The 18,672-nt window shown below is 37.4% G+C and carries 22 protein-coding genes; 4 read left to right on the forward strand and 18 right to left on the reverse strand.

Features of this window, described 5'->3' with window-relative positions; genetic code table 11:
• Window positions 1-32 precede the first annotated feature (32 nt).
• The 4 genes from MUN88_RS18230 to MUN88_RS18245 form a co-directional block, all read right to left on the reverse strand.
• Window positions 33-428, reverse strand: a complete 396-nt coding sequence (locus MUN88_RS18230) for a DUF3397 domain-containing protein (protein WP_244717796.1) — start codon at window positions 426-428, stop codon at window positions 33-35.
• 211 nt (window positions 429-639) lie between these two features.
• Window positions 640-1,092 carry an RsfA family transcriptional regulator gene (locus MUN88_RS18235; protein ID WP_244717799.1) on the reverse strand — a complete coding sequence of 151 codons (453 nt, stop codon included), beginning with the start codon at window positions 1,090-1,092 and terminating at the stop codon, window positions 640-642.
• Window positions 1,093-1,679: 587 nt separating this feature from the next.
• On the reverse strand, window positions 1,680-1,853 hold the full coding sequence (gene rpmF, locus MUN88_RS18240; protein WP_244717802.1) for a 50S ribosomal protein L32: 174 nt from the start codon (window positions 1,851-1,853) through the stop codon (window positions 1,680-1,682).
• 32 nt (window positions 1,854-1,885) lie between these two features.
• Window positions 1,886-2,413, reverse strand: a complete 528-nt coding sequence (locus MUN88_RS18245) for a YceD family protein (protein WP_244717805.1) — start codon at window positions 2,411-2,413, stop codon at window positions 1,886-1,888.
• A 184-nt stretch (window positions 2,414-2,597) separates the two neighbouring features.
• Here MUN88_RS18245 and MUN88_RS18250 point away from each other — a divergent pair, with 184 nt between their 5' ends.
• Complete coding sequence (locus tag MUN88_RS18250) at window positions 2,598-3,806, forward strand: nucleotidyltransferase (protein WP_244717808.1); 1,209 nt, start codon at window positions 2,598-2,600, stop codon at window positions 3,804-3,806.
• Between the two features lie 22 nt (window positions 3,807-3,828).
• Here MUN88_RS18250 and MUN88_RS18255 read toward each other — a convergent pair whose 3' ends face one another.
• A complete protein-coding gene (locus MUN88_RS18255; RefSeq protein ID WP_244717810.1) occupies window positions 3,829-4,851 on the reverse strand; it encodes a SepM family pheromone-processing serine protease in 1,023 nt (340 codons plus the stop codon).
• A 142-nt stretch (window positions 4,852-4,993) separates the two neighbouring features.
• On the opposite strand from MUN88_RS18255, the gene spoVV reads away from it, so the two are divergent.
• On the forward strand, window positions 4,994-6,184 hold the full coding sequence (gene spoVV / locus MUN88_RS18260) for a dipicolinic acid transporter SpoVV (protein WP_305852477.1): 1,191 nt from the start codon (window positions 4,994-4,996) through the stop codon (window positions 6,182-6,184).
• On the opposite strand, the gene coaD is transcribed toward spoVV, so the two are convergent.
• The 7 genes from coaD to MUN88_RS18295 form a co-directional block, all read right to left on the reverse strand.
• Entirely contained in the window at window positions 6,181-6,666 is a 486-nt protein-coding gene (gene coaD / locus MUN88_RS18265; RefSeq protein WP_244717812.1) for a pantetheine-phosphate adenylyltransferase, read from the reverse strand. The two genes, spoVV and coaD, sit on opposite strands and share 4 nt — an antisense overlap.
• Entirely contained in the window at window positions 6,659-7,228 is a 570-nt protein-coding gene (rsmD, locus tag MUN88_RS18270) for a 16S rRNA (guanine(966)-N(2))-methyltransferase RsmD (RefSeq protein ID WP_244717814.1), read from the reverse strand. The genes coaD and rsmD overlap by 8 nt, the downstream gene beginning before the upstream one ends.
• A gap of 887 nt (window positions 7,229-8,115) precedes the next feature.
• Window positions 8,116-8,397, reverse strand: a complete 282-nt coding sequence (locus MUN88_RS18275) for a YlbG family protein (RefSeq protein WP_244717816.1) — start codon at window positions 8,395-8,397, stop codon at window positions 8,116-8,118.
• Window positions 8,398-8,427: 30 nt separating this feature from the next.
• The gene (locus tag MUN88_RS18280; protein WP_244717818.1) at window positions 8,428-8,871 is read right to left on the reverse strand and encodes a YlbF/YmcA family competence regulator; all 444 of its coding nucleotides are present in this window, start codon (window positions 8,869-8,871) and stop codon (window positions 8,428-8,430) included.
• A gap of 61 nt (window positions 8,872-8,932) precedes the next feature.
• On the reverse strand, window positions 8,933-9,166 hold the full coding sequence (locus MUN88_RS18285; RefSeq protein WP_244717820.1) for a YlbE-like family protein: 234 nt from the start codon (window positions 9,164-9,166) through the stop codon (window positions 8,933-8,935).
• Between the two features lie 10 nt (window positions 9,167-9,176).
• Window positions 9,177-9,581, reverse strand: a complete 405-nt coding sequence (gene ylbD, locus MUN88_RS18290; protein ID WP_244717822.1) for a spore coat protein YlbD — start codon at window positions 9,579-9,581, stop codon at window positions 9,177-9,179.
• Between the two features lie 68 nt (window positions 9,582-9,649).
• Complete coding sequence (locus MUN88_RS18295) at window positions 9,650-10,690, reverse strand: CAP domain-containing protein (protein WP_244717824.1); 1,041 nt, start codon at window positions 10,688-10,690, stop codon at window positions 9,650-9,652.
• A 153-nt stretch (window positions 10,691-10,843) separates the two neighbouring features.
• Between MUN88_RS18295 and MUN88_RS18300 the strand changes: the two genes are divergently transcribed.
• Together MUN88_RS18300 and ytvI are read left to right on the forward strand one after the other, a co-directional pair.
• A complete protein-coding gene (locus MUN88_RS18300; protein ID WP_244717827.1) occupies window positions 10,844-11,209 on the forward strand; it encodes a YugN family protein in 366 nt (121 codons plus the stop codon).
• Window positions 11,210-11,321: 112 nt separating this feature from the next.
• Window positions 11,322-12,377 (forward strand): sporulation integral membrane protein YtvI, encoded by a 1,056-nt coding sequence (gene ytvI / locus MUN88_RS18305; RefSeq protein WP_244717830.1) that lies wholly within the window; start codon window positions 11,322-11,324, stop codon window positions 12,375-12,377.
• A 663-nt stretch (window positions 12,378-13,040) separates the two neighbouring features.
• Here the strand turns inward: ytvI and MUN88_RS18310 are convergent.
• The 6 genes from MUN88_RS18310 to coxB all read right to left on the reverse strand — a co-directional run bounded on the left by MUN88_RS18310 (window position 13,041) and on the right by coxB (window position 18,641).
• The gene (locus MUN88_RS18310; protein ID WP_244717833.1) at window positions 13,041-13,496 is read right to left on the reverse strand and encodes a DUF420 domain-containing protein; all 456 of its coding nucleotides are present in this window, start codon (window positions 13,494-13,496) and stop codon (window positions 13,041-13,043) included.
• 20 nt (window positions 13,497-13,516) lie between these two features.
• On the reverse strand, window positions 13,517-14,416 hold the full coding sequence (gene ctaG / locus MUN88_RS18315; protein WP_244717836.1) for a cytochrome c oxidase assembly factor CtaG: 900 nt from the start codon (window positions 14,414-14,416) through the stop codon (window positions 13,517-13,519).
• A gap of 306 nt (window positions 14,417-14,722) precedes the next feature.
• The gene (ctaF, locus tag MUN88_RS18320) at window positions 14,723-15,046 is read right to left on the reverse strand and encodes a cytochrome c oxidase subunit IVB (RefSeq protein WP_244717840.1); all 324 of its coding nucleotides are present in this window, start codon (window positions 15,044-15,046) and stop codon (window positions 14,723-14,725) included.
• A gap of 3 nt (window positions 15,047-15,049) precedes the next feature.
• Window positions 15,050-15,670 (reverse strand): cytochrome (ubi)quinol oxidase subunit III, encoded by a 621-nt coding sequence (locus MUN88_RS18325; protein WP_244717843.1) that lies wholly within the window; start codon window positions 15,668-15,670, stop codon window positions 15,050-15,052.
• On the reverse strand, window positions 15,667-17,529 hold the full coding sequence (gene ctaD / locus MUN88_RS18330) for a cytochrome c oxidase subunit I (RefSeq protein WP_244717846.1): 1,863 nt from the start codon (window positions 17,527-17,529) through the stop codon (window positions 15,667-15,669). Before ctaD ends, MUN88_RS18325 begins: the two co-directional genes overlap by 4 nt.
• A 17-nt stretch (window positions 17,530-17,546) precedes the next feature.
• The gene (gene coxB / locus MUN88_RS18335; protein ID WP_244717849.1) at window positions 17,547-18,641 is read right to left on the reverse strand and encodes a cytochrome c oxidase subunit II; all 1,095 of its coding nucleotides are present in this window, start codon (window positions 18,639-18,641) and stop codon (window positions 17,547-17,549) included.
• Window positions 18,642-18,672: the final 31 nt, after the last annotated feature.

Consider the following 18,672-nt stretch of genomic DNA (forward strand, 5'->3'; position numbering starts at 1 on the left):
GCAAGCGATAAAAGCACATAATTTGTTTATGCTTATGACAGATCAATAAATACAACACTAATTTGATAAAATAATCCATAACAGACAGAGATAATATGTAAGACGAAAAACAATAAAAAGGTCGACTTCCAAAACCGTTTGCATACTTGGCGAAAGACGATATCAGTATATCTCTTCCAATGAATATAAACACAAATCATCAGAATAACAATAAGAATTAATGCGATGTATCCCATAGGATTTACTGAAAAAATAGAATAAATAATAGCTGCAACAGACCCAACATACAAAACCGTAGTTGAATCGATGGCAAAATGAAAGGAGAATTTCCGCTTTTTCACTAGTCTATAGGTCAATATGTATACAAGTAAGGTTATAACTGTGGGTAATGTTACCATTAACGCAAATAAATAATAAAAACCTTCCACTTCCACTCCTCCTTTCGACTCAACAACTGCATAACCAACCATTACTTTTGGTTTGTTCCTTTATATTATATAGGACTTTTTCACTCATGCAAGTCCATATACGAAATTCCTCTTCATAATATGCTGTATCCAAATTCCCGATTAAGGAACAATTAAAACTAGTTTCATGTAAAAAACCTCATCAAGTCGATGAGGTTTCTTCACGTATGAATTATGATTGCTTTAGCTTTTCCATCGCATGATATACGGAATCAGTAAAACTTTTATATTTCGTAATAGACTCTTTTAATTGTTGATTTTCCGCAATCATCGACTGCAATTCTTCCTGCTGACTATTATCCTGATAAAATTTTTGCAACTGCTCTAAGGTTTGAATTACTTCATGAATATTGGGCTGCTCTTGTGATGACATACTCACGTTCTTCTGGGTCGTAAATGTAATTTTTTTTCGATTTTGTTTGGCTAAGTGAATGGCTTCCTCATATTGCTTACGTAATGTTGCATTCCAACGAAATCCGCAAGCTGCAGCAGTTCGGGATAATTGCTTGCCCACTTCTTTAAATGCTTCTAATTGTGTATTTCCTTCTCGGATAAACCGTAATACTGTTTCTGCAAGCAATACATCTTCATCACTTGACCAGGCATCCTGACGATTTCCTTGCACAGCTCCACCTCCTCTATTCTTGATATAATGTATGCAAATAATAGAAGAGATAGACATATTGTTTTTTAAGAAAAAAAGACTATTTCAATTTAAACCATCTTCCACCTAACTGTTTTTTCATTCGTTATCTTACTACTGGCTATTTTTTCAGCAAGCCTGCCTTACCCTATTATTAATCAATTTAAATATAAATAATACAGATTATGTTAACTAGCGTTGGGACCATGTTGATATATTGTGTGTGTGCTGGAATACCGCTCCCGGCCAACCACTTCGTGTCCTGCGGAGCACGGCTGAAGCTAACTTTGTGAAGAAGATTGCTTCACAAAGTGGATCTTCAGCCCCTGCACGTCCCGCGGGAGTCTACGTGGTTGGCCTACGCTATTGTTTGAGTTCTACAACGGATGCAAGAGAATGCATACGGGTCTGTTTATACCGTTCCGCTTTACATAATCCGTATTTTAAGAAACGATACTCTTATTCTCTCAATCTTCGGCACTTCTGTCTTTTGCTTTACTTTGTTCAGAAACAAAAAAATAGTGCAGGAGATCTCTTCTCCTGCACTATTTGCTGTACAACATATCTAATTATTGTTCTACTACTTGTTTGCCATCATATTGTCCACATGATTTACAAACATGGTGTGGTTTTGTTAGTTCGCCACAGTTAGAACATTCTACCATTCCTGGTACGTGTAATTTTTTATGAGTACGACGTTGGTTTTTTACCTTTTTTGAAGTTCTTTGCTTAGGTACTGCCATCCGTTACACCTCCTTTAAAGAGAAGTAAAGAATTACTCTTTACTGTTGTCCTCATTACTATTGTCATCTAATAAAGATTTTAGTTTTTCAAGGCGAGGATCCACTTTTTCAGATTGTTCTTGTTCTGTTACAAGTGTCCATCCGTTGCCTTCAGTCAGTGTGTTTGCATCCAGCTTATTCTGATCCGCAAATACTCTGATAGGCATTTCTAATAATACATTTTCCTTGATAAATGGCGTTAAGTCAAGTACCTCCCCATTTACTAAATGCACTTCCTCTTCCTGATGATAAGAAGTTGTAGTAAATGATTCAATAGCATGGACCACGAAATTGTACGGTACATCTACCAAAGTCCGGGCACAAGGTAGAATCATCGTTCCTTTAATTTGAAAATCACAGGCAATATCCTCACCATCCATTCTAGCAGTGCCCTCCACTTGAACTGGATCAATTCGTCGAATATCATTTTCTAAATCGGTTAGATCAGAAATGTCTACCTTTTCCTGGAAAAGAACGGGTTCTCCCTGCGATTGTTTTAATTTTTGGATAAATAATTTCATTACATTCACCTCAAGGCAACAAGAAATATTTTAAAAGGAATTCAGCTATTTGTCAATATATTTTCTTTACACTGACAACTTTTATTGATCTATATGATATACTACTGATTATCATACACTTATATTTTACATTTACCTCAACAATCATTCGATAAAACATAAATCAGGAACAAAGGAGGTCCCTATGAAAAGCTGTGGACTTATTGTAGAATACAATCCTTATCATAACGGACATCATTACCACTTTCAACAGGCAAAAGAAATTACTGGTGCAGACTGTGTTATTGCCGTGATGAGTGGGAACTTTTTACAACGAGGAGAACCTGCCCTGATCGATAAGTTCTCCAGAGCAAGAATTGCGGTAGAACAAGGCATTGATTTGGTCGTGGAACTTCCCTACTTTTACGCTGTTCAACACAGTGAACTATTTGCCAAAGGGGCTATTCGAATACTGGACAGTTTACAGACAGATGCCGTCTGTTTTGGAAGTGAGCATGGTCAAATAGATGAGTTTCAACAATTATATCAGACAATCCAGCACCATCATCAGGAGTACCAGGAATCCCTAAAAGATTCTTTACAACAAGGACACTCCTATCCGAAAGCGAACGAAATAGCTTTTTACCAAGTAAGTAATCAACAGGTAGCGCTCGATTTTACTAAACCTAATAACATATTGGGATTTCAATATGTGAAGAATATTTACGATCTCGACAGCTCCATAACACCTGTAACGATAGAACGGATTAAAAATGATTACCATGATCTTGATATCCAGCATCCAATCGCAAGTGCCACTAGTATTAGACAGGCATTACTATATCAAGAGGAAGGCTCCATAGAAGAGGCCGTTCCCTCATACACGAACGATGTGATTGCACAATACAAAAAAACACATGGGACATGGCACCATTGGCAAGTATATTTTCCGCTTCTAAAATACCGGGTATTGACGATGACTATCTCTGAATTACAAGCAATCCATGGCGTAAAAGAAGGAATTGAAAATCGCATCGTGGAAACCGCAAAAGCAGCGAGCACATTCCAGGAATGGATGGAGCTATTAAAAACAAAACGCTATACGTGGACAAGTTTACAGAGAATTTTCACCCATATTCTGACCAATTCCCAAAAGTCAGAAATAGAGAACCTGTTAACAGATCATCATCCGAAAGGCTTTCGTATCCTGGCAATGTCTAAAAAAGGGAAGGAATATTTGCGTTACAAAAAGAAATCGATTGAAATACCTTGGTATACTAGTAATAAGCCACCATACCCATATCAATTAATCGATGAACGAGTTGATCATGCGTACTACAGCATCTTACCGATGCACTCTCAACAACAATTAGCTAAACAACCTTATTTGCGGCCAATTATAAAAGACGCCTGACACGAGGCGTCTTTTTGATACGTTATGATAATTCTTCTAAGTATGATACAGCTTCATCAAAGGTATCCACCGGGACAATTTTCATATCTGTGCCGATCTCTGCAGCTACTTGTTTGGCTACTTGATAATTTGAATCTTCACTGCCGCCTTCATTAGGGGCAAAAAAGATATCACAGCCAGAACGGTCCGCTGCTACCACTTTCTTATCAATACCTCCAATTCTGCCAACTTTTCCATCGTAATCAATTTCACCAGTTCCAGCAACTTGATACCCTTTCGTTAAATCTTCGTCAGTTAACTGATCATATATTTCAAGTGAGAACATTAATCCAGCACTCGGACCGCCAATATCTCCGCTTGAGAAATTCACTTCCGGCGACACTGATACGCTTCTGTTAGTTACGAGCTGGATTCCAATGCCAGGCTCACCATCCAACGCTTCTAACGCTTCAAGCGTGATGTCCTTCTCCAAGGTTTGATCATCCCGTTTGATCGTGACGTGAATTTGATCACCGATATTTTTTGATTTTACATAGTCAATGAGATCATTTGCTTCTTTAATCGAATTGCCATCGATCCTGGTAATCTCATCGCCTGTTTTAAGTTCACCGTCAGCTGGCATATCTGGTACAACAGATACAACATAGACACCATCATAATCAATCGTGATCTTCTCACCAGCCGCTTGATAAGCCACTACCATAGAAGCCTCCTGCGAACTCTCCATCATTAATAATTGTATTTGATGATAATCCTCGTTCGTCATACCCTCTTGTATTACATCTTCGATTGGGAGAATCTCGTTATAATTTCTAAATTTTGCCAATATATATTGAAAGGGTGTTGCCTGTCCTCCCCGAATGGTAACCAGGTGCATATCCCCTTCGCTGTCTTGAGCACCATCTACTTGCACGACTGGATTCAAAGGATCTGCATTACCTGGACTGTGAATATAATAAGGCAGTTGATAACTAAATAAAAAAAAGATGGCGATGACTGCCACTATAAACCCTATAATTCTTAGTTTTGATTTTGATCGATACATATCATCCCTACTTTCCGGTTTCTTGTCATAATCTTTGTACACTATTGCGTATATTTTACTAATACACGAGTTTTAAAACACTACATATTTTACTACTCAAACTATTAAAGGTACAGAAAAGTGCTATAAAGGAGTGCAAATTTTGAAGCAGAAACTCTACTCCACTATGTATGCATCATTTATTGTTTTATTAGCAGTTATGATTATCAGCTTTCCACAAGTTGTATTAAAAGCAAGTCAACGAGGACTGGAAGTTTGGTCGAATGTGGTCTTTCCTTCCCTGCTCCCATTCTTTATTGTAGCAGAATTGTTAATAGCGTTCGGAGTTGTTCATTTTATTGGGGTATTATTTGAACCTGTGATGCGGCCATTGTTTAATGTTCCAGGTGTAGGAGGGTTTGTTTGGACAATGGGTATGGCTAGTGGTTACCCATCCGGAGCAAAATTCACAGCTAGATTAAGACAAGAAAATCAATTAAGCCGAACAGAAGCAGAGCGACTCGTTTCCTTTACGAACGCTTCTAATCCATTGTTTATCATTGGTGCAGTTTCTATTGGTTTTTTTCATAATCAACAGTTAGGGATATTATTAGCAATTACTCATTATGTGAGTAATTTTCTTGTTGGAATCTGTATGCGGTTCTATAAATATAAGGAACGAGAGAAATTTCAACTGCAGCACCTTTCTTTCCGTAAAGCATTCGCCCATCTTCATCAGGCTCGTATTAAAGAAAACAAACCACTCGGCAAGATATTAGGTGATGCGGTCCAGCATTCTATTCAGACATTGCTCATTATCGGTGGGTTCATTATTTTATTTTCCGTATTAACTGAAATATTAAGACAAATTCATGTTGCAGATATGTTGGCAACCGGACTAGCATTCATCCTTAATTTGCTGCATTTACCAGCGGAAATGGCACTCCCGTTAATGACGGGATTCTTTGAAATTACAATTGGAGCAAACGAAGTATCTGCTACAGATACGTCATTGCTGATCCAGGCAATCATTGTTTCCATCATTCTAGCTTTTAACGGTTTTTCTGTACAAGCCCAGGTTGCTAGCATTTTGGCAGAAACAGATATCCGATTTGCTCCGTATTTCTTTGCACGCTTATTACACACCGTGATTGCCAGCATCACGGTGATCGTACTGTATGTACCCGTATATAAAAATCAAATTGCTTCACAAGAACCAGCAATGACCGCTTTCTCACAATTAGTGGTTCATCCTGCCGAAAGAGCTTATCTCGTATTTGGTCATGTTGGTTTTATGATTACCTTCTGTGCCTTATTCGTGTATTTGCTACTTTTATTAAATAATAAACGTTAGAGATGATGATATTTGTTTCGAAGAGCTTCTTCTACTACTGGTGGTACTAAATCTGAAACACTCGCATCATATTTTGCCACTTCTTTGATCATACTGGAGCTTAAAAAAGAATATTGATTGTTTGTCATCATAAAAAAGGTCTCAATCTCTTCATTTAATTTCCGGTTCATCGAAGTAATTTGCATTTCATATTCGAAGTCTGTTACTGCCCGAAGTCCTCTTAACACGGCTTGGGCATTTTTTCTTTTGGCATAATCCATTAATAAACCGCTGCAAGCATCAACAGAAACATTTTCAATATCTTCAGTCGCTTTCTGCAACAGCTCAACACGTTCTTCGACTGTAAACAATGGTTGCTTCGATTGATTATTAAAAACAGCTACGATCACTTCATCGAATACTTTTGCTCCTCTTCTGATAATATCTAAATGGCCATTGGTTACTGGATCAAAGCTCCCTGGACAGATAGCCAATCTACTCATCTTCATTCACACCTTTTCTCAGAATCGTTATTTGCGTTGTATTGTTGTAGCTTTCTCTTTTCATTAAATGATAGCCGGATGGAATGTTTTCAAATACCATTTGGGGATCATGCTCACATATTATGAGCCCCTGTTCTTCTATAATATCCATTTCTGTTATGGTCTTTAACAGCTTTTGATAAGACACCTTATGATAAGGAGGATCTAAAAAAATCAGATTAAATGTCAGCCCTCTTTTTTTGATTGCTTTCAGTGCCCGAAAAGCATCATTGCGATATATTTCTACTGTATCCTGTAAATGAAGATGGTTAATGTTCTGATGAATAACAGAAATCGCTTTCGACTGTATATCAACCAAAATAGCCCGATCGATTCCTCTGCTGATTGCTTCAATCGCCAATGCCCCACTTCCAGCAAATAAATCTAAACAGGTTCCCCCTTCAAAAAATGGCCCAATCATCTGAAACAAAGATTCTTTTATTTTATCGCCTGTTGGGCGGGTTAACTGATTCGGTACGGGCTGGATCCTGTTACCTTTTAATTCTCCAGCAATTACTCTCAAACGCATTCCCCTCTTTTCGTTATTTAAATCTACCTTACTATAGCACGAATGGAATCAAATTCTCAAATTCATAAGTATAAAAGTAATCAGATATGTACAAACTTTAATTAAAGCAACAGAATATGGTTGCTTTTAATTCGGAGAAGACTTACATTTCCCCATAAGTTCTTCCTCCGGTTTCTCCTCTCCCTTTATCTTTTTATTTTCTTGTGTCAAGAAAATAAAAAGAGCCTGCAGTTATGGTAACTGCAGGTTTTTTTTTGCAAAAAATCCTAGCGTTATGCCCAGAAGTCCCGAAGATTGTAAGAGTAAAATGATCTTTCTTATAATACGGATTATGTTACGTGAGACTGTATGACAATGTGGTAATTTTGATAGGTATTATCTGCTGAGCAAATCTCTGGAAATATGCTCCGCCTAAATGAAGTTCTACAACGCATGGAGCAGCTAAAGCAGTGATTCTAGACATTAGACATAATTAATATCAAGTAATACCGCTCAGATCCACTTACAATAGTGTAGAGCTTAAACATTAGCACAACCAAACCACATAGACTCCCGCGGAAACAGCGCGAACTGAAGATCCACTTTGTCTGTGCCTGTGTCTACAAGTATCGCTTCGAAGTAAGATTCGTCGTCACAAGGCAGCAAAGAAGTAGTGCGAGTAGTAGGCCATGTCCCGCAGGACGCGAAGTGGTTGGTCGGAGTGGTATCCCTACACTTGAAAACTCTCAAAATAAGCACTGAGCTAGTTAACATAATCCAAATTATAAAAGCTCCTACATCATCTTGAGCATGATTTCTTCTGCAATTCGCTTTATGACTGTAATTATATATTTTCTATACTTGTGAAAAAGTCCGGGCATAATAACTAGCCCGGACTTTTTTTAGATTCCCATTTTATAATCGTATTCTTTTTCTTTTTCTTTGTCGACAACTTTGCTTTCGAAGTCGGTTTTGATAAATGGTTTGTATGATGGTTCTGCTTTGGTAACATACGATAATTTTAACAACGACTCGTATGTATCATCGAATCGCTCCTGATCTACATAGATCATAGCATATTTCAACTTTTTGGATACGTGGATCATATGCCCGTATCTCTTAAGATGCTTTACATGCTTCATTTGATGGAACCATACAATTATGCCTTGTCTTTTGGTAATCAATGCTTTAAGCCTCCTTCATACCAGTTCTGGCTATGAAGCCTTACAGCCACAGCCTCCTCCACCAGAACCACAACCACAGCCTCCATCTGTTAAAGCTGCGCCGTCCATAGGAACTTTCACTTTATCACTCACACTAAACGCTACTAACTGACTAATTTCATCCAGTAGTTTTTGCAGATTGGTTTCTGCTAATTTATATGTTGCAATCGTATCATGCATATCCATTTCTCTCTTGGCAACACGAATTTCCTTCATAATCTTACTATAATCAGGATGGTATCTGCCGAAACGCTCCACCTCATCATACGATTCTTTCATGTTGTTGAACTGCTTTATTAAGTGTTGTGCCTCTTGGTCGTTTTCCATCCGTTGCTTCGCTTGATCAAACTCCTGCTTCACATCCGAATCGAGCACCATTTGGCCCAATGCTTCAGATTTATCTAAAAGGTCAATAACTTCCATATTTGCTAACATGATATAACACCTCCACACTAACATCATATCAAGTTTCTGGAAAAATGAAAAGAGGCAGGTTCTAATCATTCCAAGAACCTGCCATTTGCATTAACAACCTGACCATGTGAATATTTTGCTGTGTTCGTGCTAAACGTTGAGGAATTGTCTTACCGTAAAATTGTTTTGCCTCTTTCTCCATTTCCCTGACACGCTCAGGATTTCTTGATAAATATCGATACCAATCCGGATTTAAACGGATAAAACGCCATAAATCAGTTCGCTGTTGAATATAGCGATATGTTTCAGGCTCCATAGCATCCCTCCTAATCCTTTGGATGAAAGAAGAATTGATCAGAGGACGAACCTGCGCCTGATTGATTTTTACTTCTGAACTGCTTAAACTGTCCGATTAACGTCAATAAATTGTCGATTGCACCGTTTAAATCGTTAATATGTGTTTCGACTTTATTGGCGTCAAGCTCTTCAATATGTTTCCACATCTTTTGATACAATTGATTGCTTGTTTTCTCCTCTTTATCTTTCTTTACATCCTTCTTTTCTTTTTTCTGATAGTTTTTCCATGATGGATCGTCCTCACCTAACAGCATATATTGTTCATAGGCGTCCTGCATCGTCATGTTCCCTTGTCGAACTTGCTTTAATAACAAAGGATGATCTTGAAGAAACAGTTTAAATTGTTGTACAGAAGGGTTAAATGAATTCTTCATATCTGCACTCCTCTCACACAACGTAACTATTGTAATATATGCGTTTGTACCGATCCGTGTGCCAGTGATTACTTTTCGATAAAGTTTTGTGTATAGAAGGATTGATACACACCCACACCTAAATGGGTATATTCCTCTTTAAGCAATGCATCACGATGGCCTTCACTATTAAGCCACCCGTGGATAACTGCCGGAGCATCTACATAATGTGCAGCAATATTTTCTCCAGCTGATAAATAGTAAGCATCTGCGTCTACTAACCTTTCCTTCAATCCATCCCCATTCAAGCTATAATGAGAAAAATAATTCTCTTCCTGCATGTCCTTGCTGTGCGTTTTAGCTGCAACTGCGGCATGTTCATCCCATTCCAAAGTAGAAAGTTGATGGTGCTGACGGATAATATTCGTTAAATCAAATATTTGTTGTTCCATCCCTTTTTCCATAGCCATTTTTTCTTCTTCATTAGGTTCTTCCGTTTCTTTTAGTTCACCCCAATAATAAAGCTCATACGGCTTCATCACTTCTAATACCTCCTTATTCAAAACACGAATCCCTGCTAGTTTCTCTGTATATTGATCCACGTAAAGTTGAGCATAAATATTTTCATTCAATTTGATTACAGGCCTTTCCTTCAGGTCATCCTCTGTTAATTGGAAGCGAATCTGATCAAACTCTATTTCTTTTTCAAAGGGATATAACTCGTTTATTTCCTCTACAGTTTGACCAATTTTAATCGGTTGAAAATCTAACTCGCCGGAATTCGTATACATACTGACCAATTGCTCGTCTTTTACAGCAACTTGAACGTATTTATTCTCTGATCGATAAATCCACCATTCAAACCCGTATATTGAAGGGTCTTTGCGATCTGGCTCTCCGTATTTCTCAGTAAAATTTCTAATATCTCTATTTAGTAACTTCCATAATGCATGCTGTTGGACAATGAGACTGTGATCTTCGGCGATTTGTACTTTTTCACTTTTTAACTGTTGATTCTTTTGATGATATAACATCATCTTTTCGGGTTCATCCTGTAAGTTCACATACAGAACACTCGTTAAAACTATTAGAAATATTGCAGCAATAAAGAAGATCACTTTTATTTTCATTTTAACCCACCTACTATTTATTCTGATTTATTACAATATATGCTTCTCTATCTTTTTCATGAAAGTTTTTAGTAGGGAATGTCTAATTTAATTGCATCTTTCTTCAATTCATACTATTATAGGTTTAGTGATATTTTTAGATGAGGTGAAAGTATGAAGATTACAGACACAGGATTCGAAGATGTAGTTGTAGATTTGAAACCATTAGATCATGTAATGGAAAATGCTAATTTTATCCGTGCAGGACAGTGGGATTACGAACGTGTAACGTATGATTATAAGATCGGCTCCCCAGAAACAAATATTACGTATTACATAAGAGTGCAAGGCTATGCACTAGAAGGTGACGTAGATCGTGGTGACGCTGTGATCAAATTATTAACACCACTGCTTGGAAAGCATTACTACCCAACTGGCATCGAATACGGCGAGCAAGAGAATTTCCCTGCCACAACAGTAGAAAGAGCGTCAAAACTATTAAAAAATGCAAAAGCTAATTTGGAACCGTTTATAAAGTAAGGATCCTCGCACATATGAAAAACGGCTGTATAACGGATACAGCCGTTTTTCATAATCCTTCCCTAGTAACATTATCTGGTTGTTTTTAGAAAGGAGACAGAATTGTAATTAAATGAAAAATCCCAATAAAAAAAATATAAAACTAATTTTTATTATTTTATTGATTCTGGTAGCGGCATACTTTGTTCTACCCGTTTCACTCCCGATCATCATCGCCTTCATTACTGCTTTAATGCTTAACCCGATAGTTAGAAGTTTTATAAAAAGACTTAAATTAAATCGACAGCTTGCAGTTACGATCGTGTTTATTTTATTCATTCTTGTTATTAGTACTATTGGTACGTACGCAGTTGCGAAAATTATTGGTCAAGTTGTCAGTTTTACCGAAAATATCCCAACCTACATAAAACAAATCAATAATCAATTAACACAATGGGAATCTGATCTTGATCATGTTACCAAAGATTTACCAGAAAATCTGGTGACACAAGTAAAAACACAAATAGAAACCACTACCATTGATTTAGGTAACAATCTTCGAGAAAAACTTAATATTGATAAAATAGCGAATGCACTAAGTAAAGTACCCGAATATTTAGTTAGTCTTATTGTCTATCTGATTGCTTTATTTATGTTCATGCTTGAAATTCCTCGCTTAAAAGCGATCGGATATAGTCATTTGAAAGAAACAACTGCAAAAAAAGTAAAATTTATGAATGATCGTCTATCCTACGTCATTCTCGGATTTTTTAAAGCTCAGTTTCTAGTAAGTATTATCATATTTATTGTGTCGTTAATCGGATTGTACATTATAGTGCCGGAATATGCCTTGATTATGTCGTTAATCATCTGGATTATCGATTTTATACCTATTATCGGTTCTATAGCGATACTTGGCCCATGGGCTCTCTATTTGCTAATAATGGGTGATTTGCTAGTCGGCAGCCAATTAGCAATCCTGGCCATCATTCTATTAGCAATAAGAAGAACCGTAGAGCCAAAAGTTATGGGGAAACAAATTGGATTATCTCCACTTGCCACCTTAATATCCATGTATGTCGGGCTTAAGTTGATTGGTATTCTAGGATTCATTGTCGGGCCGTTACTTGTCATTGCTTTTAATTCTGCTAAAGAAGCCGAGATTATTAAGGCTAATTTTAAAATATAGAAACAAACAAGGCTATCACTTTATATGTGGTAGTCTTGTTTTACTTCATTCACTTTTATATTGAAAACAAAAATCACTCGACCCACTTAAAACTATCTATAATACGGATGTAAGGTGGAACGTAAGACAATATGGTAATTTTGATAGGTTTTATCTGCATAGTAAAACTACAGAAATATGCTCCGCGTCCTGTGGGGCACGGCTTCAGCTAGGCTACTACTTGAAAAAATTCTTTGCTGCCTTGTGCCGAGGAAGCCTACTTCGAAGCAATACTTGTAGACACTGGCAGAAACAAAGTGGATCTTCAGCTCGCGCTGACGCATGAGGAGTCTTAGATAAAAGCAGTGGTGCTAGGCATTATGTTATAACATCAAATGTTGATGCGCTCAATATGTTAGCTCTTACAAAAGTTGTAGAGTACCTATCCTAGCGCAGGCCAACCACGTAGACTCCCTCGGATTGTGCAGGTGCTGAAGATCCACTTTGTGAAGTGCCAGCCGTGCCCCGCAGGACGCGAGGTGGTTGGCCGGAACGGTATTCTTGCACTAACAACATTTCAAAATGACTAAGCTGGTTTTCATAATCCGTATTATAGGATTTCTAATTTTAACCTTACCAATTTAAACATGCTCAAAAAAAAACTGAGCAACTGCTCAGTCCTTTTTATGTACCTAAAATTGCCTTTATTAAACTAGTTGTTTTTCCACCATCATAAATAACGTATAACAACAGATAAACCGCAACACCTGTGATCGCTGTAAAAAACCAAATAATACTTGTTACAGGGCCGATCTTTTGGTGTTTAGCGATATTTCGTTTAAAGGCTAAAATAAGTGTAATCACACCAAAAACAGCACCTGTTGTAGCGAGGAAGATATGAAATATTAAAAAAATCGTATAGTAAAGCTTAATATCATCCGGCCCGCCAAAACTAGTATTGCCGATAAATACAGTACGTGACATATATATAATAAAAAACACCAACGCACTGTATGCAGCGGCAATCATCACTTTTCGATGCTGCTTATATTTCTTTTTTATTACGAGGCGCCATCCAATTGCCACTAGAATCGCACTCAAAATAATAAAAAAGGTACTAAGAGTTGGTAATAACTGCATTCCATCCATTCCTTCCCAAATTATATTTGCCCTGTGTGATGGTTGCTAGGTAATGGATCCACTTTATCTGCACCACTTCTAAACCAAGGAAAGAAAATTCTGGCTAAAATACTACCAAAAATGATTTCCTGTGTTATTTTCATCACGATGCCACCAAGCTGTTGATCCTCCACTATTCCTAATGGAGAAAACATTTCCGGTCCATTGATCGATAAACCACTTAGACCTGTTAACACATCTCCAGGTACACATAATGAAAGAGCTTGTACCCAACTACCTCCCGCACCATAAGTAGCATATAAGCTGTCTGTCGCAAATATGATAAGTGCACAGGCAGGTGTAATCAAAATTCCATTTGCACAAATATAACCAATTTTCAGTAATGGTTGCATTGTATCCAATTCCTTTAGTGGAGTATAAATAGGCCACCACATCAGGAATGCTGCTAATAATATTGTTAAAGAGATAGACGTATGCGCAACATCATTTGCTTTAGCAAAATCAAAAATAGCTGGAATATGATAAAAAGAAAATAACCCATTGAAAACTAGTAAAGCAATAAGCGGTTTGGTGCACAGCTTTAATATACTGCTTAATACAGGCATATTAAATACTTTTCTCCAGAACCAGGCTGGTATTCCACGAATCATTAAAATCGGAAATAACAGGTAATACAACGCCATTTGAATCATATGAGATGTAAACATGATGTGTGATAATAAATCAATCGGAGATCCTTTTATAATATACAATAACGCAATTCCACTATAAAAAAGGGTCATCTGTCTTCGATTGGCTTTTTTGTCATCATTACGTTTCACAAATAGCCAAAAATATAATACAGCCAGTAAAACGATAAAAAGTGCATAATATGGACTCCATAGTGCTCTGAACCCAAAAATCTGTATGTCTTGCCACATATTGAGATCACTCCATTTTTTATCCTTGCAACATACATTCATTATATCGGACTTATATCAGTCATAAAACAAGGTCTAGCATTTTTTTTCAACAATTTCATGAACAGTATGTTTTCCTTCTATATTTATTACATTTTCAAAAAAAATCGGCATCCGCCTCGTTTCTTAGCGAGTGCCGTAGTTATTCTTATATTTGACACACTCTAAATTTTCACTACGTCGAGCTTCATCATTACAAAAATTTTATGCTTTCCTAGCGTGTTAAAAAAGCTTGAAAGGTACCCTGGCACCTTTCAAGCTTTGACTTTACCACCAAACAAGAACAACTAATGCAAGTATTGTTAGAAATGCAGCAAATACACCGCCATAGAACATTAATGCTGGAAGTTCATGACCTTTGTGGCTCATATGCATGAAATAATACAATTGAAAGCCAACTTGAACAGCTGCTAATACTAAAATGACTGGGATGACAAATAATCGATCTAACTCTGCCAACACCATTGCAAATGATATAAGCGTGAAAACAATCATTAATGCAAATGTGATTACTTGCTGCTTCATTTCCTCTTTTCGTTTCTGCTTTTCATAATCAAATTGCTGACTTGTTTCAGATACTTTGTCTGTCATTGTTTACAGCACCCCCATCAGATAAACTACTGTGAAGATAAATACCCAAACAACATCGATAAAGTGCCAGTATAAACTAGCGATGTAGAACTTAGGTGCATTGTATAAATTCAAGCCACGCTTTGCGTTACGGACCATTAATGAAATAAACCATAATAAACCAAACACAACGTGCCCACCATGGAAGCCAACTAATGTGTAGAAGGCTGAACCAAATGCTGATGAACGCATCGTAAATTCATACTCATGAATATAATGATTAAATTCATATAACTCAAAGCAAAGGAATCCAAGACCAAGTGCAACGGTGATACCGAGCCATACCATCATCTTCTTAAAATCATTATTCTTCATATGATACATCGCATATACACTTGTTAATGAACTGGTTAAAAGGAGCATCGTCATTATGAATACTAATTCAAGACCGAATAACTCTTCTGAACCTTTCCCACCGTTTGTCGAATCATTCAATGCTAAATAAGTCCCGAACAAACTCGCAAATAAAACGGACTCACCACCAAGGAAGAACCAAAAACCGATGAATTTATTTTTCCCTTCCAAGGTTGCTTTCTCAGGATTATGAGGCATATGCTTCGGATTTAGTACATCTTGTTCACTCATGATTCCTCAGCCTCCTTCTGTAAGTCTTCCTTATGGATATGGTATCCAATATCGTCTTTCACGGAGCGAGTTAACATAGCACCTAATGCAATACCCATTCCGATAAATACTAGTGTCAACCATGATAAATCATTCTTCTGATAAATAAAACCAAAACCTGCAATAAATAAACCGACTGATATGACAAATGGCAAGAACGAATTATTAGGCATATGAATATCACCAATCGGTTCTGCAGGTGTCATGCCTTTACGTCCTTCTGTTTTTTCAACCCATAGCGGATCCAAACCACGCACTAACGGTAACTGTTTAAAGTTATAAAATGGTGGTGGTGAAGGAATCGCCCATTCTAATGTACGTGCATCCCAAGGGTCACCGCCAACTTTTTCATTTTTCATCGTTGTTTTTACAATATTGATTAAAAGGAAAATTGTACCGACACCCATTAAGAAGGCGCCAATTGTACTAACTAAGTTTCCTAAATCTAATCCTTGATTTTCTAAATATGTCCAATAACGTCTAGGCATACCCATTAATCCTAGGAAATGCTGAATAAAAAACGTCAAATGGAAGCCAATAAAGAAGAACCAGAATGTAATTTTGCCAAGTTTATCATCTAGAATCGTACCAAACATTTTTGGCCACCAGTAATGTAAACCAGCTAATAAGGCAAATACTACACCACCAACGATTACATAGTGGAAGTGCGCGACTACGAAGTACGTATCGTGGAACTGGTAGTCAGCGGAAGCCGCTGCAACCATAACCCCTGTCATACCACCAAGTGTAAAAGTTGGGATAAAGCCTAATGCCCAAAGCATTGGGGTGTTAATTTCAATACTACCTCCCCAAAGTGTAAACAACCAGTTAAAGATTTTAATACCGGTTGGCACAGCGATGGCCATAGTTGCAACTGCAAATATAGAGTTAGCTGCTGGACCCATACCTACTGTGAACATGTGGTGCGCCCACACCATAAATCCTAAGAAACCAATAAGTACAGTTGCAAATACCATTGCTGTATAACCAAACAAACGTTTTTTAGAGAAAGTAGAAATAATTTCACTAAAAACACCAAATGCCGGTAATGCCAGAATGTATACTTCCGGGTGTCCAAATATCCAGAATAAGTGTTGCCAGATTACAGCATTACCACCCATATTGGCTTCGAAAAATCCTGAGCCAAACAAACGATCAAACATCATTAGGAATAAACCGACTGTTAATGCTGGAAAGGCAAATAAAATAAGGGCACTTGCCACAAATGCAGTCCATGTAAATAATGGCATACGCATATAAGTCATTCCTGGTGCACGCATATTAACTATTGTTACCAAGAAGTTAATACCACCCATTAACGTACCTGCACCCGAAATTTGCAGACCTAACACATAATAGTCTACCCCTTCTCCTGGAGAAGTAGTAGAAAGTGGTGCATAAGCAGTCCACCCTGCGTCAGCTGCTCCACCTGTAAACCAACCTACATTCAGCATAATTCCTCCGAAAAGGAACAGCCAAAAACCTAAGGAATTTAGAAATGGGAACGCGACATCTCGAGCTCCTATTTGTAACGGTACAACAGCATTCATAAATGCGAAGATAAGCGGCATTGCTGCCAAGAAAATCATCGTGGTACCGTGCATTGTAATTAATTCATTATAGAAACCTGCACTTACAAAATCGTTCATCGGCTGCACTAATTGCCATCTAATTGCTAATGCTTCTAATCCTCCAACCAGGAAGAAAAAACCACCAGCAATTAAATACATAATAGCAATTTTCTTATGGTCTACCGTTGTTAAATAGTCCCATAACGTAGCGCCGAAGCTCTTCTTGTTCGTAGCTACCAATGTACTCAATTTAAATGAACCTCCCTTTAGTTACCTTGTCCTTCTTCTTCTCTAAAAATCTCCACACTTTCTACTGGTTTGTCAGTAGCTTTTAGTTCCATGAGAAAATCAGCAATTTTTTCGGCATCTTCTTCATTAATTGCATTGTCCGTCAGATAAGGTGCTTCCATCATACCATTACCTGGTTTAATTTCTCCTGGATTTAATATCCAATCCACCAGTGCTTCTTTACTGTAATGTTCTACACCAGCAATCATCGCACGATTACCGAAATCAGCCAGGTTTGGAGCGATAACCGGATTGGTTGCACTCGCATCAATTGCATGACAGCTAATACAATTATTATTAAATAACTGTTGTCCTTCCTGAGCCGATGCAGACTGTGCAGTATATTCAGGATCAGTATTCTTCAATCCTTCAATCCACTGATCGTATTCTTCTTGACTGACTACTACAATTTTAAAGTCCATCAACGAGTGTGAATCACCACAGAACTCCGTACATTTACCCCAATACACGCCTTCTTCAAATGCTTCAATGTACATCGTGTTTTCGTTTTCAGGACTTACATCCATCTTACCTGAAATAGATGGTACCCAGAATGCGTGAATAACGTCACCTGATAGCATGTTCAGATAAACTTTCTGATCTACCGGAATATAAAGTTCCTGACTTGTTTGAACTTCTTCATTTGCATATTCGAAATTCCACCAGAACTGCATACCTTTAACGTTTACATTAATACTATCTTCTTTTTCACCTTCATCAGCTAAATCATATGTACTAGCAATTGTAGGCACTGCGATAATAATTAATAGCAGAATTGGAATAACTGTCCAAACTACCTCCAACGTTTTGTTCCCCTCTGTTTGCTTAGGAATTTGATTTTCTTGTCCTTTTTTACGGCGGAATTTTAACACTACATAGATGTAGATCGCCATTACAACAATAAAGACAACAATCATAACAAGTATTGAAATAATAATGACATTAAAGGATTGCTCTGCCCCATACCCTTTAGGTACTAATGCTGTTAAGTTATTCTTACCGCATGCTGTAAGTACCATGACTAAAAAGGAAAAAATGGACAAAGTTCGGATTTTTCCCATCCAATCTTTCATGTTTGACCCTCTCTTTCTTTTGTAAGCTTAG

This window comes from Gracilibacillus caseinilyticus, from assembly GCF_022919115.1.
In the GTDB taxonomy this organism is placed as follows: Bacteria; Bacillota; Bacilli; order Bacillales; family Amphibacillaceae; genus Gracilibacillus; species Gracilibacillus caseinilyticus.